This is a genomic window from Streptomyces sp. NPDC048349 (assembly GCF_040651925.1).
GTDB lineage: Bacteria > Actinomycetota > Actinomycetes > Streptomycetales > Streptomycetaceae > Streptomyces.
The window spans coordinates 1-16,302 of sequence record NZ_JBEZLA010000099.1; the positions used below are offsets into that span (position 1 = coordinate 1).

19 protein-coding genes and 1 pseudogene are annotated in these 16,302 nt (G+C 71.7%); 7 read left to right on the forward strand and 13 right to left on the reverse strand.

Translation table 11 applies throughout. The features are described 5' to 3' along the window. Window positions 1-101 precede the first annotated feature (101 nt). The 8 genes from AB0D44_RS32495 to AB0D44_RS32530 all read right to left on the reverse strand — a co-directional run bounded on the left by AB0D44_RS32495 (window position 102) and on the right by AB0D44_RS32530 (window position 3,903). On the reverse strand, window positions 102-497 hold the full coding sequence (locus AB0D44_RS32495) for a gas vesicle protein K (protein WP_362597898.1): 396 nt from the start codon (window positions 495-497) through the stop codon (window positions 102-104). Further along, the gene (locus tag AB0D44_RS32500) at window positions 487-723 is read right to left on the reverse strand and encodes a gas vesicle protein (protein ID WP_362597901.1); all 237 of its coding nucleotides are present in this window, start codon (window positions 721-723) and stop codon (window positions 487-489) included. Before AB0D44_RS32500 ends, AB0D44_RS32495 begins: the two co-directional genes overlap by 11 nt. Continuing rightward, a complete protein-coding gene (locus AB0D44_RS32505; RefSeq protein ID WP_362597904.1) occupies window positions 720-1,604 on the reverse strand; it encodes a GvpL/GvpF family gas vesicle protein in 885 nt (294 codons plus the stop codon). The genes AB0D44_RS32500 and AB0D44_RS32505 overlap by 4 nt, the downstream gene beginning before the upstream one ends. Next, complete coding sequence (locus AB0D44_RS32510) at window positions 1,601-1,969, reverse strand: gas vesicle protein (protein WP_362597906.1); 369 nt, start codon at window positions 1,967-1,969, stop codon at window positions 1,601-1,603. Before AB0D44_RS32510 ends, AB0D44_RS32505 begins: the two co-directional genes overlap by 4 nt. Before the next feature lie 68 nt (window positions 1,970-2,037). Beyond that, complete coding sequence (locus tag AB0D44_RS32515; protein ID WP_362597909.1) at window positions 2,038-2,286, reverse strand: gas vesicle protein GvpG; 249 nt, start codon at window positions 2,284-2,286, stop codon at window positions 2,038-2,040. Window positions 2,287-2,327: 41 nt separating this feature from the next. Further along, window positions 2,328-3,047, reverse strand: coding sequence for a GvpL/GvpF family gas vesicle protein (locus AB0D44_RS32520; protein WP_362597911.1), 720 nt, complete (start codon window positions 3,045-3,047; stop codon window positions 2,328-2,330). A 3-nt stretch (window positions 3,048-3,050) separates the two neighbouring features. Continuing rightward, window positions 3,051-3,500 (reverse strand): gas vesicle structural protein GvpA, encoded by a 450-nt coding sequence (locus tag AB0D44_RS32525; protein WP_362597914.1) that lies wholly within the window; start codon window positions 3,498-3,500, stop codon window positions 3,051-3,053. Window positions 3,501-3,528: 28 nt separating this feature from the next. Further along, on the reverse strand, window positions 3,529-3,903 hold the full coding sequence (locus AB0D44_RS32530; RefSeq protein WP_362597917.1) for a gas vesicle protein: 375 nt from the start codon (window positions 3,901-3,903) through the stop codon (window positions 3,529-3,531). Between the two features lie 192 nt (window positions 3,904-4,095). Between AB0D44_RS32530 and AB0D44_RS32535 the strand changes: the two genes are divergently transcribed. Both AB0D44_RS32535 and AB0D44_RS32540 read left to right on the forward strand, forming a co-directional pair. Beyond that, complete coding sequence (locus AB0D44_RS32535; RefSeq protein WP_362597919.1) at window positions 4,096-5,202, forward strand: histone protein; 1,107 nt, start codon at window positions 4,096-4,098, stop codon at window positions 5,200-5,202. A 3-nt stretch (window positions 5,203-5,205) separates the two neighbouring features. Next, window positions 5,206-6,264, forward strand: a complete 1,059-nt coding sequence (locus AB0D44_RS32540) for an SRPBCC family protein (protein ID WP_362597922.1) — start codon at window positions 5,206-5,208, stop codon at window positions 6,262-6,264. 132 nt (window positions 6,265-6,396) lie between these two features. Here the strand turns inward: AB0D44_RS32540 and AB0D44_RS32545 are convergent, their stop codons facing one another. After that, a complete protein-coding gene (locus tag AB0D44_RS32545; protein WP_362597925.1) occupies window positions 6,397-6,570 on the reverse strand; it encodes a CsbD family protein in 174 nt (57 codons plus the stop codon). 300 nt (window positions 6,571-6,870) lie between these two features. Here AB0D44_RS32545 and AB0D44_RS32550 point away from each other — a divergent pair, with 300 nt between their 5' ends. Beyond that, on the forward strand, window positions 6,871-8,592 hold the full coding sequence (locus AB0D44_RS32550; RefSeq protein WP_362597928.1) for a SpoIIE family protein phosphatase: 1,722 nt from the start codon (window positions 6,871-6,873) through the stop codon (window positions 8,590-8,592). Window positions 8,593-8,643: 51 nt separating this feature from the next. Here the strand turns inward: AB0D44_RS32550 and AB0D44_RS32555 are convergent, their stop codons facing one another. Further along, the gene (locus tag AB0D44_RS32555; protein ID WP_362597930.1) at window positions 8,644-9,741 is read right to left on the reverse strand and encodes a glutamate--cysteine ligase; all 1,098 of its coding nucleotides are present in this window, start codon (window positions 9,739-9,741) and stop codon (window positions 8,644-8,646) included. 356 nt (window positions 9,742-10,097) lie between these two features. Between AB0D44_RS32555 and AB0D44_RS32560 the strand changes: the two genes are divergently transcribed. The 3 genes from AB0D44_RS32560 (at window position 10,098) to AB0D44_RS32570 (ending at window position 13,901) form a co-directional block, all read left to right on the forward strand. After that, window positions 10,098-10,991 (forward strand): SDR family oxidoreductase, encoded by an 894-nt coding sequence (locus tag AB0D44_RS32560; protein WP_362597932.1) that lies wholly within the window; start codon window positions 10,098-10,100, stop codon window positions 10,989-10,991. Between the two features lie 142 nt (window positions 10,992-11,133). Further along, window positions 11,134-13,368 (forward strand): catalase, encoded by a 2,235-nt coding sequence (locus tag AB0D44_RS32565; RefSeq protein WP_362597934.1) that lies wholly within the window; start codon window positions 11,134-11,136, stop codon window positions 13,366-13,368. Between the two features lie 290 nt (window positions 13,369-13,658). Beyond that, window positions 13,659-13,901 carry a protealysin inhibitor emfourin gene (locus tag AB0D44_RS32570; protein ID WP_362597936.1) on the forward strand — a complete coding sequence of 81 codons (243 nt, stop codon included), beginning with the start codon at window positions 13,659-13,661 and terminating at the stop codon, window positions 13,899-13,901. A gap of 105 nt (window positions 13,902-14,006) precedes the next feature. On the opposite strand, the gene AB0D44_RS32575 is transcribed toward AB0D44_RS32570, so the two are convergent. Further along, window positions 14,007-14,375, reverse strand: a complete 369-nt coding sequence (locus AB0D44_RS32575) for a PRC-barrel domain-containing protein (protein WP_362597938.1) — start codon at window positions 14,373-14,375, stop codon at window positions 14,007-14,009. Between the two features lie 195 nt (window positions 14,376-14,570). On the opposite strand from AB0D44_RS32575, the gene AB0D44_RS32580 reads away from it, so the two are divergent. Continuing rightward, entirely contained in the window at window positions 14,571-14,960 is a 390-nt protein-coding gene (locus tag AB0D44_RS32580; RefSeq protein ID WP_362597940.1) for a hypothetical protein, read from the forward strand. A gap of 13 nt (window positions 14,961-14,973) precedes the next feature. Here AB0D44_RS32580 and AB0D44_RS32585 read toward each other — a convergent pair whose 3' ends face one another. Next, window positions 14,974-15,951, reverse strand: coding sequence for an AraC family transcriptional regulator (locus AB0D44_RS32585; RefSeq protein ID WP_362597942.1), 978 nt, complete (start codon window positions 15,949-15,951; stop codon window positions 14,974-14,976). A gap of 259 nt (window positions 15,952-16,210) precedes the next feature. Continuing rightward, window positions 16,211-16,302: pseudogene (locus tag AB0D44_RS32590) on the reverse strand (lytic transglycosylase domain-containing protein); the annotation flags it as partial.

Genomic DNA, 16,302 nt, shown 5'->3' on the forward strand with positions numbered 1-16,302 from the left:
GGTGGGTGGGGTAGGCGTGGGCCTTGTCGGCGCGGCCTCCCTGGTCGCGGTGTACCTGGGCCTGGCGCCACGCCCGGAAGTGAGCCGGCCGTGGGCGCCGTTCAGTCCCGGGGCAGCAGGGGGCCGAGCGGACCGAGGTCGAGGTTGAGGTCTTCCAGGGCGTAGCCGTGCTCGGCGCACAGGTCGGCGAGGCTGTCGTGGAGGGCCAGGAGCGTCGCGCCCAGTTCCTCTTCCTGTTCGTCGGTGAGGTCCCCGGCGTCGACGCGGCGCAGGGCCTGGCGTTCGATGAGTTGACGGAGCAGCTCGACGACGGTGAGGACGAGTTTGAGGAGGTCTTCACCGACGGTGTCGGGGTCGGTGTGGAGGCGGCGGGCCGGGCGGGGCGGCCGGTCGTGGGCGTCGGGGGGCGCCTGGATGAGGCGGAAGGCGTGGGACAGGCTGTCACCGACGTCCGCAAGGGCGCCGGGGCGGGCGGGCTGGTCCTGTTCAGAGCTCACCGCGGCCGCCGTCCTGCGCCCGGGTGAAGCCCGGCTCGGGGCCGACCGCCTCGGAGCTGACGGAGACGATCAGGGCGCGCAGCGAGATGCGGACGAGGTCGATGTCGGCGATGGACAGGACGATGTCGCCGGTGAGGACGACTCCGCCGCTGAGGAGCCGGTCGAGGAGGTCGACGAGGGCGACCTGACGGCCGGGCAAGGGCTCGCCGGACTGCGTGAGGGTCATGGGGGCGGCCCGTCGGCGTCGGCCGGACCCGGCGGGTCGGCCGGTGGCATGGCGAAGGAGTAGGGGGCCCAGGGGCCGGTGACCTCGATGCGCACGTCGGGGAAGGCGCGCGCCGCGTCGGCGATCGCGGCCCGGAACCGGTCCGCCTGGTCGTCGGGGATCAGGTAGGCGTCGTTGAGGACGTTCTCCTGCGAGCCGGTGAGGGTGCCGCTCTGGGGCGCGTGGCGTACCCGTAGGGTCGTGTGGCGGGCCGCGATGCCTTCGATGGCCTCGGCGGCCTGCCGGGCCTGCTGGTGGACGGCTTCGCGGGCATGGTGCTGGGCCCTGCGGGCCCGCAGGTAGGCCTTGCCCGGGCTGGTGGGAGCCGCGGGCGTGCTGGGGGCCTCGGCGGCGGGCGGCTGCGGGCCGGCTGCGGCGGGGTCGAGGTAGATCTTGACGCCGTATTCGGTGTGCGCGTGGAGCAGGTCCAGTCGCTGGGCGAAGGTGTCGTGCCGGTCGGTGAGGGCCTGGCGGGCCCGCTGGTCGTCCTGGTAGACGGTGGCCATGCGCAGCGGCAGCACGGTTGCGTGGGCGGCCACGGCCTGGACGACGTCGTGGTGGGTGCGGGCGACGTCCTCGAGCCAGTTCAGGTCTTCGAAGTGGTCCTTGAGGGCGGTTTCGTTGAAGTCGCCGACGGGGACGTCGCTGGCGACGAAGGCGAGCTCGACGGGACCGCTGCCGGGAGCGGCGCCGGGCGTGGAACCGGGCGTGGCGACGGGGGCGGAGATCAGGAGTCGCGCGGGCGCCATGCCGATGCCGCGGAGGCCGGCCAGGGCTTCGTGCAGGCGGTCCGTGGGCCGGGTGACGGCGTAGACGTAGGTGAGGGTGCCGGGGGTGTTCACGGTGCGCTCCCCCGCCGCCGGCCGCCCGGCCGCCCGCCCGCCTCCTCGTCCGGGGCGGCTTCGGTCTCGGGCTCGGCGGGCCCGAGCCGGCCGCGGAGGTCTTCGAGTTCGGCGCGCAGGCGGCGGTTCTCCTGTTCCAGAGGGCTGCCGGTGTGCCGGCTGGACAGGGAGGGGTCGTGCTCCCACCAGTCGATGCCCATCTCCTTGGCCTTGTCCACGGAGGCCACCAGGATGCGGAGTTTGATGGTCAACAGCTCGATGTCGAGGAGGTTGATGCGGATGTCGCCGGCGATGACGATCCCCTTGTCCAGGACGCGCTCGAGGATGTCGGCGAGGCTGGAGGTGGACGTTTGCCCGTACGGCATCGGCGCACGGGAAGCGAAGGATCCCGGGCGGCCCGGCAGGGATTCGGTCACGGTGGTCCCTCTCCACGTCAGGGCAGCTGTTGCCGGAATGCCGCGATCTCGGCCAGCCGGTCGATCAGCTCGTCCTCCCGGCTGTCGAAGGTCTCCTCGTCGATCTCCCCGCGCAGCAGCTGCTGCTCCAGCTCGGCGAGGCGGCGCCAGACCGGGGCGGGGTCGTAGTACTCCTCTTCGGCCTTGTCGACGATGCGCTGTGCGACCCAGGTGACGGCGCGGACCGGCGCGACGGGAAGCGTCAGCAGGGAGCTCAGCAGTCCCATGGTCTCCTCCTCCCTCACGTGTGGTGGTCGGCGTCGCTCGGTTACCCGACGAAGCTGTAGGGCGGCAGGGGTCCGGAGAACCGCAGGTCGACGCCGTCGCCGATCTCGCGGGCCAGGTTGGCCTGCGCGGTGCGCAGGCTGTCCTCGTGCTCCTCGGGGACGAGGAGGGAGAGGTTGAGGAAGTCGGCCCCCGAGGGCGGGTGGCTGAGGTGGTCGCGGGAGAAGGGCACGAGCGCCTCGGTCAGGCCGGCCGCCAGGGTCTCCTGCCGGGTCTGCACCTCGCGGGCGACCAGTTCGCCCAGGGCGAGCGAGAGGTTGGGGTCGCGGTCCCCGCCCCGGATCCGGTCGTTGAGGTCCCGGGCCTCGGGCACGTCGTCGAGGATCTGCTGCAGCAGCGGTGCCTCGTCGGCCTGCGACACCCTCACGTGGTACTCGGCGCAGCCTTCCAGGCGCTCGAGCGCGCCGAGGTAGGCGTCGGCGTTGGCCTGGAGAACCTGGCGGACCGCGCCGTCGTCGGGGGCCATGTAACCGAACTGCAGGGGCAGGATCACCCCGTCGGCCATCAGGCGCTCCTGGACCTCCTGGTGGGCGGTGAGGTCGCGGCGCTTGGGCCGGATCTCCTCGGTGACGTCGCTGACCACCGCGCACAGCGGCCCTTCCGTGACCGCGCGCAGCGGGGTGGGATCGCCGCCGACGCCGCCGATGCCGTCCAGGCGCAGAGGGTGGTCCTTGCCCGTGATCGAGTACACGTAGAGCGGCATCGGTTACTCCTTCTCCCGCCGTACGGGGCGTCGGGCGGGACGCCGCCTGGGCGCCTCTTCCTCTTCCGCTTCTTCTTCCCTGCCCTTGGAGGACTTGCCGGTGATGGAATCGGTGACGGCCTCGACGGCTCCGCTCAGTGCTCCTTTCGTCTTTCCCCGGGCTCCGCCTTCGAGCATGTTGCCCATGACGTCGGGAAGCTGTGCGGGGGCCTTGCGGCCCGCTTCGAGGTCGAGCCGGTTGCACGCCTCTGCGAAGCGGAGGTAGGTGTCGACACTGGCCACGACGATCCTCGCGTCAATCTTGATGAGTTCGATGCCCACCAGGGAAACGCGGACGAAGACGTCGATGACCAGACCGCGATCAAGGATGAGCTCCAGGACGTCGTAAAGGCTGCTCGTGCCGCCTCCTTGCCCTCGCGCGACGGGGCTGCCGCCCTGCGGCACCATGGTCATGGCGCCTCCTTCCGCCGGCAGGCCTGACTCAGGTCGACCGGTCGATCATGCCGCGGCTGTAGCGGCGGGTGCGTTCGTAGGAGATCAGGTCGCCCTCCTCGTCCAGCGCGACCCGGTAGCTCCCCATCACGCTGGTCGTATCCGGAATGCGCTCCAGCTCCACCACCTCCACCTGCGCCTCCCATCCGTCCTCGGTCGGCTTGAGCGAGGAGACGGACTCGGGGCGCCGGCCCAGGAGTTCGGAGAGCTGCTCGGCCGCAGCACGCATGGCCGCCGCGGCACCGGACGCACCGGAACGCCGCCGGGGCGCAGCCCGCCGGCCCGGTTGTCTGTCCTGCTGTCCGCCCTCTCCGGCAGCGCGCGAAGAGGCCCGCCGGGGGCGCACAGGTTCCGCTGCGGCCATATAGCCCTCCCTTGGGAAGACGGCCTCACAGAAACTAGAATGTCACCAAATATGCACATAAGTCTTGCATCGGGGCAGAGGCTTTTCGAAAAGGTCGCCCGGCAGGACTGCGTCGGCCGGCCGTGCATGCGCCGCACCTGCTGTCTGCGGGCGGCCCGGAGGAGTTCGTACCTGCCCTGGTAGGGGATGATCATGGAGGACACGACCAAGATCGCGCTCGCAGCCGCTGTGGCTGGGGGCTACGTATTGGGCCGAGCCAAGAAGGGGCGTCTGGCGTTCACCATGGCGACCTACCTCGCCGGCCGCCGCTTCGGTCTCGAGCCCGGACAGCTGCTCAAGGAAGGCGCCTCCCGGCTCAAGGAGATGCCGCAGTTCGCCGACCTCGGGGAACAGCTGCGCGGGGAGGCCCTCGACGCAGGTCGGCAGGCGCTGACCGCCGCGGCCAACCGCAAGCTCGCCGACCTCGCCGGATCCCTCCGCGAGCGCACCCTCGAGCTCTCCCGCACCGGCGCCGGCCGCGGCCGGGAGGAGGACGAGGAGGAGCCTTACGAGGACGAAGAGGCAGAGGACTACGCCGAAGAGGACGAGGACGAAGAGGGGTACGCCGAACCCGAGGGCCAGGCGGACGAGGAAGACGAGGAAGAGGAAGAGGAAGAGGAAGGCGCGGAGGAGCCGGAGGAGCTGGCCGAAGAGGAGCCCGAGGAAGAAGAGGAAGAGGAACCCGAGGAGGAGGAACCCGAGGAGGAGGAAGGGGAGGAAGAAGAGGAGGAAGAGGAAGAAGAGCCTCCTCCGCCACCGCGCCGGACTCGCACCACGGCCCGTGCCCGGCCCGGCAGGAGCGCCGCCCCCACCCGCCCGTCCCGGCAGCGTCCCGCCGCGGCCAAGAAGGCCGCACCCGCCAGGAAGACGACCTCTGCGAGGAAGACCGCTCCCGCCGCGAGGGCCAAGAAGGCCGCGCCCGCGAAGAAGGCGGCCCCCGCGAAGAAGGCACCGGCGAAGAAGGCCGCGCCCGCCAAGAAGGCGGCCGCACCCGCCAGGACGACGGCGAAGAAGACCGCCGGCGCCAAGCCCGCGTCGAAGGCCGCGCCCGCCCGCAAGAGCGCCGCCTCCAGAGGCACGCCGTCCAAGTCCGCCGCGAAGAAGACCAGTACGGCGCCGCGCAAGAGGGCCACCGGTCAGGGCCCGTCCCGCGGGAGCGCAGCCAAGAAGACCACCGCAAAGAAGACCACCGGCCGCAGCCCGGCACGCAAGACGGCCGCCAAGAAGACCGCGGCCCGCAAGCCGTCCACGCGGAGGTAGGTCATGGCAACCTCACACCGCTCCACCTCTCAGGAGTCCGAGTCCCCGTCCGGAATGGACCAACTGTGGAAGGAGCTGTCCGGATACCTCGCCGCCCAGGCCGACAACCTGGCCGACAAGGCCACCGACAAGCTCTCCGACCTCACCGACCAGCTCCACGACGTCGCCGACGGCAGCGGCGCGCTCACCGACATCGGCGGCCGCCTCCTGAAGGGGGATTCGCCCCTGAAGGCCATCGCCGGCCAGAAACTCGGAAGCATCAAGGACAAGGTGTCCGACACCATCTCCCAGACGTTCGGCAAAGGAGGCGGCCGCAAGAGCAGCGGCGGCAAGGTCGTCAACATCGTCGAAGCGATCGACGTCGGCCTGCCGCTGCGCACGGTCTACGACCACTGGACGCAGTACGAGGACTTCAGCGGCTTCGCCAAGGGCGTCCGCGACGTTTCGAGGGACGACGACACCAGCAGCGACTGGAAGGTCAAGGTCGGTCCCTCCACCCGCAGTTGGAAGGCGACGGTCCAGGAGCAGGTTCCCGACGACCGCATCGTGTGGACCTCTCAAGGAGCCAAGGCCACCACCCGTGGCTGCGTCAGCTTCCACGAACTCGCCCCGTCGCTGACCCGCATCGTGATCGTCGTCGAGTACCACCCCTCCGGACTGTTCGAGAAGACCGGCAACCTGTGGCGCGCCCAGGGCCGCCGCCTGCGCCTGGACCTCAAGAACTTCCTGCGCTACACCATGCTCACCACCGACGAGCCGGAAGGCTGGCGCGGGGAGATCCGGGACGGGGAAGTCGTACAGACCCACGAAGAAGCCCTGGAGGAAGAAGAGCAGGGCGAGGACGAGGGCGCATACGAGGACGAGGACAGCAGGCCCGAAGACGACGAGGAGGAGTACGAGGACGAAGAGGAGTACGAGGACGAGGACGTGCCCCAGGGCGAGGAAGAGGAGGGCGAAGAGGAGGACGCCGAGTACGCGGACGAAGCCGACGAAGAGCCGGAGGAAGGGGAAGAGGAGGAGTACGAGACCTCGCCGCCTCGCCGGCGTCGGCGCGCGTCGTGAGGGGCCGCCACGTCCACAGCCGCCGTGCGGTAGCGGCCACAAGAAGCCGCCGAGCGGTATCGGCCACAAGTGAGGGCCGGCGGAGTTCCGTCGGCCCTCACCCCCGGTCACCTCGCGAAGCGGTTCACCTCGTCAGTGCTTGAGCGTGTCCTTGGCCTTCTGAGCGGTCTGCTTGGCGTCACCAAGCGCCTGCTCGGCCCGCCCCTTGGCCTCGAGGGATTCGTTTCCGACTGCCTTGCCCGTCGTTTCCTTCGCCTTGCCCTTGGTCGACTTCGCCATGTTCTTGGCCTTCTTGCCTGCACCCATCCGTCTCACCTCCGCGGCGCTCGGCACCGGCAATGCCGCCTGCTCGTCACCTACCCTGCACCAAAACTCATACGCATTACGGCACGAACAATCCGAAAAGGTGCGTCTCCCCCTCGCTCAGCGCCGGGAGGCTCCTGAGGTCGGTGTCGACCGCGTCCGCAACGCCGTGGCCGGCGCCGACGGCGTCGGCCATCAGGGCCCCTGGCGGTCGACGGAAACCGCGTCCCGGGACGGGCGGGATCCTAGGATGGGGCCTGGCGGTGGCTGGTGCAGGCCTGGGAAGCGTAGGGGAGGAAACGGTTGAATCGGTTCGCCCGGCTCGCCACGCGCCTTCTGGCGGTCCCGCTGGGGCTCGTATGGCTGGAACCCGCCGGAGAGGCCGCAGGGGCGAGCCCCGAGTGCTGGCCGACGCAAGGGAGACCCGCGGCTGCGGTGCTGGAGTGCTGCCGGCGCGTCGCGGAGACCGGTCGGCCCCGGTTCCTGCCGCGGGGCGGGGAGGCCGGGGACGGCACTGCGGCGTTCGCCTTCGCCGGCGTCCCCCTCGTCGGGAACGCCGGCGAGCTCTTGGGCGTCCTCGCGGTCACGGACCCCGGGCCCCGCACGTGGAGCGCGGACGACGTACGCGACCTGTCGGACCTCGCCGCCGCGTGCAGTGCGCAGATGCGGTTGCGGGCGCGCTCGGAGAGCGGGCGCCAGGCGCGCGAAGCGGCCGAGGAAGCGGCGCAGGCAGCCGAAGGGGAGGCGACCCGGGCCCACGAGCTGCTCAACCGGTCAGAGCTGCTCCTGCGGGCCTCCGAGGACCTCGCCGACACCAGCAGCCTGGACGACGTCCGCCAGCGGGTCGGAGACCTGGTCAGCGGGGACCTCAAGCCCGCCGCCATCGACTTGGTCCTGGTGCGGCAGGGGAGGCTCCACCCCGTCATGAGTCCCGTCGCCGGGGAGGCGCCGCCCGGGAGGGTGCCCGGGACCGTCGACGTGGATTCGGACTGGCCGGTCGCGCGGGCGGTGCGCGACAACCGGATGATCGTGGTCGGCGGGAGGCGGGGAGCCGGCGCCCCGTCCGCTCCGCCGGCCACCCCGGCGTTCGACGCCTTGGACCTCGGCACCGCCGCCTGCCTGCCGCTGCGCGGAACGCACGGCACCCTGGGGGCGCTCGCCTTGGGGTGGGACGCCCCCTACGAGATCGGTGTGGACGAGCGGGCGGTGCTGACGACGCTGGCCGGCTACACCGCCCAGGCGGTCGAACGCGCCCTCCATCTCGACGAACGCGTCACCGTTGCCCGCCAGCTCCAGCGGGCGATGCTCACCGACCTCCCCGAGGTGCCCGGCCTGGACATGGCCGCCCTCTACCGGCCGGCCGCGCAGGAGGACATGGTCGGCGGGGACTGGTACGACGCTTACTCCCTGCCAGGGGTACCGGGCGGGGCCGCCACGGGGGCGCTGGCCCTCACCGTCGGCGACATCACCGGACACGACATGCGGGCCGCCGCCCTCATGGGCCAGGTACGCAGCATGCTGCGCCAAGCCGATCACGACCATCCCGGTGAGGGGCCCGAGCAAGCACTCGGCGCACTCGAGCGGGCGTGCCGGCGCCTGGACCTGCCCGCCAGCGGCACCGCCGTCCACGCCCACCTCAGGCCGACGGGCGACGGCCACTGGCACCTGAAGTGGAGCAACGCCGGGCACCCCGCCCCCCTGCTGGTCACTCCGGACGGCGCCGTGGAGAGCCTCCCGCAGCACGACCTGCTGCTGCACCCGGCCCTGGCGCCGGGGCCCCGCACGTGCGGCAGCCGCGCCCTGCCACCGGGCAGCACCCTGTTGCTGTACACCGACGGGCTGGTCGAGGAGCCCGGCGAGGACATCGAGGAGAACGTCGAGCGGCTCGCCGACCTGCTCGCCACGACTCCGCCGGACGTTGCGCTGCACGCGTTGCTGCGGTCCCTCTTGGACGCCGTCGCGCCGCGTGAGGCCAAGGACGACACCGTCCTGTTCGCGGTGCGCGTCCGCGGCCCCTCACCCTGAGGCTCGGCGCCGCCCGGCAGATGGTGGCGCGGGCGCGGCAGGCCGGTCGGCTCAGTCGGTCGGGGCGGAGCCCGTGAGCAGGCCGATCAGCTCCGGGAGCCCGCCGTTCGCCGCGGCGCGGCGCTGGCGGTCCGCGGGGGTGCCCTCCTGGAGCAGTCGGTGCGTGAGGGCGTTCACCTCCCGCAGGTCGCCCGCGTCCTCCAGGGCGGGTGTGATGTGGCGTACGAGGTCGCACAGGACGTCGCCGCTGCTGCGCGGGCGGCCTTCGGGGTCCAGGAGCGTGCCGTTCAGGCCGTGCCGGGCGGCGTGCCAGTTCCCCGCCTGCACCAGCTCCGGCGCAGATGCGGTGGCGGGCGGCAGGCCCGCCTTCTCCTCGGCGATCGCCGTGGCGACCAGTGCGCGGACGACACCGGCGAGCAGGACCGCGTCATCGGCCCGCAGCTGCACGTCCAGGCAGCGCACCTCGACGGTCGGGTAGCGGTCGGACAGCCTGGCCTGCCAGTACACCTGCCCTCGGTCCGCGATCACCCCGGAGGCGACGAGCGCGTCCAGGCGCCGTTCGTAGTCGGCGAGGCCGTCGAAGAACGGTGGCGGACCGCTGACCGGCCACCGTCCGAAGACGATGGTGCGCCAGCTGGCGAACCCGGTGTCCCGTCCGTCCCACAGCGGCGAGTTCGCGGACATGGCCAGCAGCGTGGGCAGCCACACCCGTATCCGGTTCAGTACCGCCACGCCCGTCTCCGCATCGGGGATCCCGACGTGCACGTGCATCCCGCAGATCAGCTGCTCGTCCACGAGTTGCCGCGCCTCGCCCTCCATCCGCAGGTACCGCGACGTCGGAGTGACGGGCACGGGCTCGGCCCCGCGGACGGGCGCCGCGCCCGTCGCCGCGATGCGGCATCCGTTGGCTTCGGCCGCCGACCCGAGCGCATGGCGCAGCCGGAGCAGGTGGCCCCCGACTTCATCGAGCTTCCAGCAGACCGGGGTGGCCACCTCCATCTGCGCCTGGAGCAACTCGTCCTGGACCTCACCCGCCTCCGCGAGGGGCCCGAGACCGGCCGTGCGGCGTACGTCCTCCGCGTACGGAGTCGGTACGGCGGTGACCGGGTCGACCAGCAGATACTCTTCTTCGACTCCCAAGGTGATCACGTCAGGCGACTACCCGCCCACCCCATGATCACCCCACCCCCACGGCCGGCGTCGCGTCGCACGACGCAGCGCTCGCACCTTCCCGCGGACTGCGCCAAAGGGGACGAATCACATCGCTTGCGATATCGAAGTCGGATGTGCGGGTAGCCGGACACCATGAACCCCACTCATCCCACGCTGCTCCGTGCTGCCCCGCTCCCCCGCGCACGCTCCGAGCCCCTCCTGCCGCACCGTCGAGCCCCCGACGAGGGGCCCCGGCCGGCCACGACGTCAGCGCCGGTCCCTTTCACAGGTTGAACGGTGCCGGGCCGACGGCCCCGCCCTTCCGTACGGCGCATCCCAGACCGGAGAAGTGAATGTCACCGCAGGAAACACCCCGCGTTCCCGACCCCGTCACCCGCTATCCCAGCCCGCCCTTCCCCGACCAGCAGCAGGACCACCCCGGCTCGACCGGGGAGATGGATCCCCGGCCGGACCACGGTGAGCGCTCCTATCAGGGCCATGACGTGCTCCTCGACCGGGCGGCCGTGGTCACCGGAGGCGATTCCGGGATCGGCAGGGCCGTGTGCCTGGCCTTCGCCCGGGAGGGGGCGGACGTCGTCTTCACCCACCTCGCCGACGAGACGGACGAGGCGGCCGAAACCGCGCGCCTGATCCGCGAGGCGGGCCGCAAAGCCGTCCCCGTCCTCTGCGACATCCGTGACGAGGCCCAGTGCGCGGCGCTCATCGACCGGACCGTGAGCGAGTTGGGACGCGTCGACATCCTCGTGAACAACGCCGCCTACCAGATGTCCCAGCCCGACGGGATCGAAGCGATCACCACGGAGCAGTTCGACCGCGTGATGAAGACCAATCTGTACGGAATGTTCTGGCTGACCCGCAAGGCCCTCACCCACATGCCGCGCGGCGGGTCGGTCATCAACACCACCTCCGTGCAGGGCTACCAGCCCAGCCCCCACCTGCTCGACTACGCGATGACGAAGTCGGCGATCCTCTCCTTCACCCACGGGCTCGCGCAGATGGTCGCCGAGCGCGGGATCCGCGTCAACGCAGTCGCACCCGGCCCCGTGTGGACGCCGCTGATCCCGGCGACCATGCCCGACGTGAAGGAATTCGGCGAGAAGTCGCCCCTGGGTCGGCCTGCCCAGCCCGCCGAGATGGCGCCCGCCTACGTCTTCCTCGCCTCCCCCCAGGCCAGCTACATCACGGGGGAGATCGTCAACGCCACTGGCGGCACGCCCTTGCCGTGACCTGAGGCGATCGGGTGCGGACCGCCGCCCCCGCCGCCATCGTCGCTCCTGCTCGAGCGGGCAGGAGCGAGCGGTCGCACGGCCGCAGCCAGGCACGCGTTCACCCACACCGCCGCCCGTCGGCGCCCCAAGGAGAACGATCATGACGAAGCAGCATTCCTCGAAGGACACCGCCCGCGGCGAAGTGCCGGGCAAGCCCGGCCCGGAGTCTCCCGCTCTGGCCCAACCGACGCAGCCCACGGAGCCCCAACCCCCGAAGGCCGACCAGGCAGGCCCCGAAACGGTGAGCCCGACCGGGCAGGCCACGGGAGCGGACCAGGCACGCGTCGCACAGAGCGGCGCCTACCTGACCACGGCCCAGGGAGCGCGGCTGCCCGACACGGACCACTCGCTGAAGGCCGGAGCACGCGGCCCGGTGCTGCTCCAGGACCACCACCTGCGCGAGAAGATCACCCACTTCGACCACGAGCGGATCCCGGAGCGGGTCGTCCACGCGCGCGGCGCCGCGGCACACGGCGTCTTCCAGGGCTACGGCACCGCAAGTGAGGTGACCAAGGCCGCCTTCCTGGCGAAGGACGTGGAGACGCCGGTGTTCGTCCGGTTCTCCACCGTCCTCGGTTCGCGCGGTTCGGCCGACACAGTGCGCGACACCCGCGGCTTCGCGACGAAGTTCTACACCGACGAGGGCACCTTCGACCTGGTGGGGAACAACATCCCGGTGTTCTTCATCCAGGACGCGGTCAAGTTCCCCGACATCATCCATGCCGGCAAGCCGCATCCGGACCGCGAGATCCCGCAGGCGCAGAGCGCACACGACACGTTCTGGGACTTCGTGTCCCTGCACACCGAAGCCACGCACCACACCCTCTGGAACATGTCCGACCGCGGGATCCCGAGGTCGTTCCGGATGATGGAGGGCTTCGGGGTCCACACCTTCCGTCTGGTCAACGCGGCCGACGAGAGCGTGCTGGTGAAGTTCCACTGGAAGCCGAAGCTGGGCGTGCACTCCCTCGTCTGGGAGGAAGCGCAGATGATCAACGGGATGGACCCCGACTTCCACCGCCGGGACCTCTTCGACGCCATTGAGTCCGGCGCCTTCCCGCAGTGGGAACTGGGCATCCAGGTCTTCCCCGACACCCCGGAGCAGACCTTCGAGGGGATCGACCTCCTCGACCCCACGAAGATCGTGCCCGAGGAGCTCTCACCGGTGCAGCCCATCGGGCTGATGACGCTGAACGCCAACACCAAGAACTTCTTCGCCGAGACGGAGCAGGTCGCCTTCCACCCCGGCCACCTGGTCCCGGGCATCGACGTCACCGACGACCCGCTGCTCGCCGGCCGGCTCTTCTCCTACCTCGACACCCAGATCAGCCGGCTCGGCGGCCCCAACTTCGCCCAGATCCCCATCAACAGGCCGCACGCCCCCGTCAACGACATGCTCCGCGACGGGATGCACCAGAGCGCCGTCCACACGGGCGTCGCCCCGTACCGGCCCAACAGCCTCGACGGTGGCTGCCCGTTCCTCGCCGGAGCCGACACCGGCGCCTACGTCGAGACGCCCGTGAAGGTCCCGGCGGCGAGCAAGGTCCGCGAGGCGCCCGCCTCGTTCTCGGACCACTTCGGCCAACCGCGCCTCTTCTGGCTGAGCATGACCCCGGCGGAGCGCGAGCACATCATCGCCGCCTACACCTTCGAACTGAACAAGTGCTACGAGCAGGCGGTCAAGGAACGCACCCTGCAGGTACTGGCCAACATCGACCCGCAGCTGTGCGAACAGGTGGCCACGGGCCTCGGCCTGCCGGCTCCGGCCGCCACCGTGCCGCTCGTGGAGGCCGACCCCAGCCCCGCCCTCTCCCAACTGGGAAGGACCTGGCCGGTGGACGGCCGCGTGATCGGCATCGTCGCCGACGCCGCGGCCGACCTGGACGGTGTACGGACCACCCGGCGGGCCGTCCTGGCCTCCGGCATGGTGCCCCTGGTCATCGCCCCGACGGGCGGCACCCTCGACCCCGACGGTGACCCGATCGCGGTGCAGCGGACCTTCGCGACCGCCCGCTCCGTCGAGTTCGACGCCCTCGTGCTGGCCGGCGTACCCGAAGCGGGCGCGGATGCGTACGGCGCCCGCGACGCGAAGGCCGGCACCGCCCAGCCGCCGCACGCCCCCGATCCGCGCGTCCTGCTGCTCGTCACCGAGGCGTACCGGCACGGCAAGGCCATCGGCGGCTGGAACGGCGCGGAGCGGCTCCTCGAGGCCGCCGGCATCACAGCGGCCGAGCCGGGCGTCGCCGTCGCCGACAGCGGTGCCTCGGTCCTGGACGCACTCACCACGGCGCTGGGCGAACACCGGGCCTGGGACCGGTTCCCCGCAGCCCTGTGACCCGGGCGGTGGGCCCCGCCCCCCCCCCCGGCGCCGGCCCCGGGCCCCCCCCCCCCCCGCGGCGGGGGGGGGGCCCCCCCCCCCGGGGGGGCCCCCCCCCCCCCGGGGGGGGCCGGGCAGGTGTCAACGTGAGGGGTCGCCGACGGCTGGTCGGCCACCCAGCGGCGCTTTCCGGACATTTCCAGCGCCAAGGCCCTGCTCCGTGACAACGCACGGGTGTTCGGGGCATCCGCGGCAGTGGCTGCGACGTGCAGACCGTGCGACCCCACCGGGAACAGGGAGGAACAGCCATGCTGATCACGGTCACCCGCTCCGGAGGCTTCACCGGCTTCGAGAAGCTCCGCGCGCTCGACACCTCCGACCGCAGGGACGGGGCGGAGCTGGAGGAGCTGGCGCAACGAGCCGTCGCCCCCGTGGCCGACGGCTACCACTACCGGATCACCGTCGACGACGAGGTGCTCGACCTCCAGGACCCCTTCCTGTCCGACGCCCAGCGGGAACTGATCCGCACCGTCCTCGGCGAAGGCGCCTGACGCTGCATCAGCCCCTCGCCGAGTCGGGTGAGAGGACCGGGACGTGCACGGTCCGGTGCGGTGCTCCTCGCGGCGGTTCAGAGCGGACGGTTCAGAGCGGACGGTTCAGAGCGGACGGCCTCCGAAGGCGTCGCCGTCCCGGTAGTACGCGGCCAGTTCGTCGTGGTAGCCGGTGTCCCCGAGGTGCTTTTCGCGGTGGAACTCGGGAGCGTTCTTGATCTGTTCCTTCGTCCGGTCGACGTAGATCTTCTCCTCCTCCACGTCGATGCGGGAGACGGTGCCGGCCGGGAGGAGGACCTCCTTGCCGAAGATCCACGGGCCGGTGTCGACCACGATGTAAGCGGAGCCGGCCTCGTCCGAGTGCTTGTCGACCTTGCCGATGCCGCCGTCGACGGCCTCGACCTTGAAGCCGGTCAGGTCCACGCCCTGCAGACGGCCGGACGTCTCGCGATAGCCCCACACGTGCTCGGTCATGAAGATCGGTCCCTTCTGCTCGGCCAGTTGGCGCCTTGTGTGACAGCGCGCCTTCCCCGTGCGTCCGGGCTCACACGGGCTCACGCGGCTCACACGGGCGCGCGCGGGGGGCGCGCTTCGTTATCCGGCTCGTCGTATGTGGATCTTTTCGCGCAGCGGCTTTCGCCGGGGCCGCGGGGTCGCTGAAGTAGGCACATGCCACCCACACCGGCCGCACCGACCGCCGAGCCCCCCGAGGACGGAACCAGCGACGACTGCGAGCGGGTGCGGTACATCCTGAGCCGGGCCGGTTTCGACACGACGTCGGAGCGGGGCGACGGCCTGCGCGTGTGGACGGCCCCGGAGGGGGTCATGGTGGGGTGGGTCGCCCGTGAGGTGCTGCGGCCGACCGTCCAAGTCCACGGGCACGAGGAGGACCTCTCCCGGTTCACCTCCCTGTCCGGCCTGCACAAGGCGCTGCGGACCGCCCTCGCGCTGATCCTGCGGGAGGCCGGCCTCGATGTCGCCCCGCGCGGGAACCACCTGCTGGCCTTCCGGCCCGGGGCGGCGCCGCCGGGCGGCGGGTCGAGCGCGCAGGATCCCTGAGCCGGCGTCCGGCTCAGGACCCGGCCAGCGTCCGCCCGGGAGGGCCCCCGTAAGCGGCCCGGTAAGCGGCGGAGAAGCGGCCCTGGTGGTGGAAGCCCCATCGGTTGGCGATCGCCGTGACCGTGTCGCGCGCGGGGTCCGCCGCGACCAGGTCGGCATGGGCCAGGGCCAGCCGTACGCGGCGCAGGTAGGCCGTCGGAGTCGTCCCGAGGTGGCGTCGGAACGCGTACTGGAGCGCCCTGGGGGTGACACCGGCGGCTTCTGCCATCTCGGTCAGCCCGATTTCGCCATCGGGCTGCGACTCGATGAACGCGACCGCCCGGCGGACGGTCTCCGGCGTCGCGTCCCGGCTGTCCGCGAGGACGGGCTCGGGACGGGCGTCACTGGGGAAGACGGCGAGGACGGTCGCGGCGAGCATCCTGGCGACGGCGTCGATGACCAGGGGTTCGCTCCCCGTCGGCAGGCCCAGGACGCTCTCCTCGACGTAGTCGACGGTCCTCTTCCACTGGGCGGCCAGGGCCTCGGAGGCCGGAGTGAAGCGGGTGAAGCGCAGGGGGCGGGCGGGCGGCCCGGGCAGCCGGCCTGCGAGCTCTTCCAGCAGGCCGAGCGGTACGGTCACGGCGCGCAGCTCGGCCGCGTGCACCCGGCCCGTGTAGGGGAGGTGCGGCTGCGAGATCGCCAGGACGTCGCCCGGCCCGGCTTCGGCGGCGTCGTCCGCGCACTCCCGGGCCATGCGGCCGCTGACCACGTGCGTGATGGCCACCGCTCCGAGGGGGCCGGTGGCATAGGTGTAGTCCGTCGGCAGCGACAGGGTGCTCAGCGATACGGGACCGGCGGCGGTGCGTGTGTACCAGAAGGAGCTGTGCAGGGCGGGTGTCTTCATGCGCAGGCTCGTTCCGTACGCCGCCTTCAGCCAGTCGCGGGCGACGTCCACGTCGGTGGTCCGGAAACTCCCCCCGTCGGGAGGGTCCGCGTACGGCTGATGGGGCATGGCGATGGGCGTCCTCTTCGGCGGCGGGCGCGGCCCGGCCAGCAGCGCAGCCCCAGCGTACGTCGGGAAGCGGATGCCAGGGTGCGTACGGGACGCCGGCGGGGCCCGACCGCGGCCGCCGGCGCCCGGCACCCGGCACCCGGCACCCGGCACCCGGCACCCGCATACGCAAAGACGCCCGGTCGGGAAGTTCCCGCCGGGCGTTCTCGTGCGTGCTGCGTGCTGCGTGCTGCGTGCTGTGCCGCTGCCGGCTGGTGGCTTAGTACCAGTGGTTGGCGGACCAGAAGTTCCAGGCGCCGACCGGGCTGCCGTAGCGCTCGTTCATGTACTGCAGGCCCCACTTGATCTGGG

Coding starts and splice junctions, on each gene's coding strand:
- AB0D44_RS32570 (WP_362597936.1), top strand. CDS start 13,659: ATGCTGATCACGGTCACCCGCTCCGGAGGCTTCACCGGCTTCGAGAAG.
- AB0D44_RS32585 (WP_362597942.1), bottom strand. CDS start 15,951: ATGCCCCATCAGCCGTACGCGGACCCTCCCGACGGGGGGAGTTTCCGG.
- AB0D44_RS32530 (WP_362597917.1), bottom strand. CDS start 3,903: ATGGCCGCAGCGGAACCTGTGCGCCCCCGGCGGGCCTCTTCGCGCGCT.
- AB0D44_RS32565 (WP_362597934.1), top strand. CDS start 11,134: ATGACGAAGCAGCATTCCTCGAAGGACACCGCCCGCGGCGAAGTGCCG.
- AB0D44_RS32575 (WP_362597938.1), bottom strand. CDS start 14,375: ATGACCGAGCACGTGTGGGGCTATCGCGAGACGTCCGGCCGTCTGCAG.
- AB0D44_RS32515 (WP_362597909.1), bottom strand. CDS start 2,286: ATGGGACTGCTGAGCTCCCTGCTGACGCTTCCCGTCGCGCCGGTCCGC.
- AB0D44_RS32540 (WP_362597922.1), top strand. CDS start 5,206: ATGGCAACCTCACACCGCTCCACCTCTCAGGAGTCCGAGTCCCCGTCC.
- AB0D44_RS32580 (WP_362597940.1), top strand. CDS start 14,571: ATGCCACCCACACCGGCCGCACCGACCGCCGAGCCCCCCGAGGACGGA.
- AB0D44_RS32535 (WP_362597919.1), top strand. CDS start 4,096: ATGGAGGACACGACCAAGATCGCGCTCGCAGCCGCTGTGGCTGGGGGC.
- AB0D44_RS32500 (WP_362597901.1), bottom strand. CDS start 723: ATGACCCTCACGCAGTCCGGCGAGCCCTTGCCCGGCCGTCAGGTCGCC.
- AB0D44_RS32545 (WP_362597925.1), bottom strand. CDS start 6,570: ATGGGTGCAGGCAAGAAGGCCAAGAACATGGCGAAGTCGACCAAGGGC.
- AB0D44_RS32520 (WP_362597911.1), bottom strand. CDS start 3,047: ATGCCGCTCTACGTGTACTCGATCACGGGCAAGGACCACCCTCTGCGC.
- AB0D44_RS32560 (WP_362597932.1), top strand. CDS start 10,098: ATGTCACCGCAGGAAACACCCCGCGTTCCCGACCCCGTCACCCGCTAT.
- AB0D44_RS32510 (WP_362597906.1), bottom strand. CDS start 1,969: ATGCCGTACGGGCAAACGTCCACCTCCAGCCTCGCCGACATCCTCGAG.
- AB0D44_RS32525 (WP_362597914.1), bottom strand. CDS start 3,500: ATGACCATGGTGCCGCAGGGCGGCAGCCCCGTCGCGCGAGGGCAAGGA.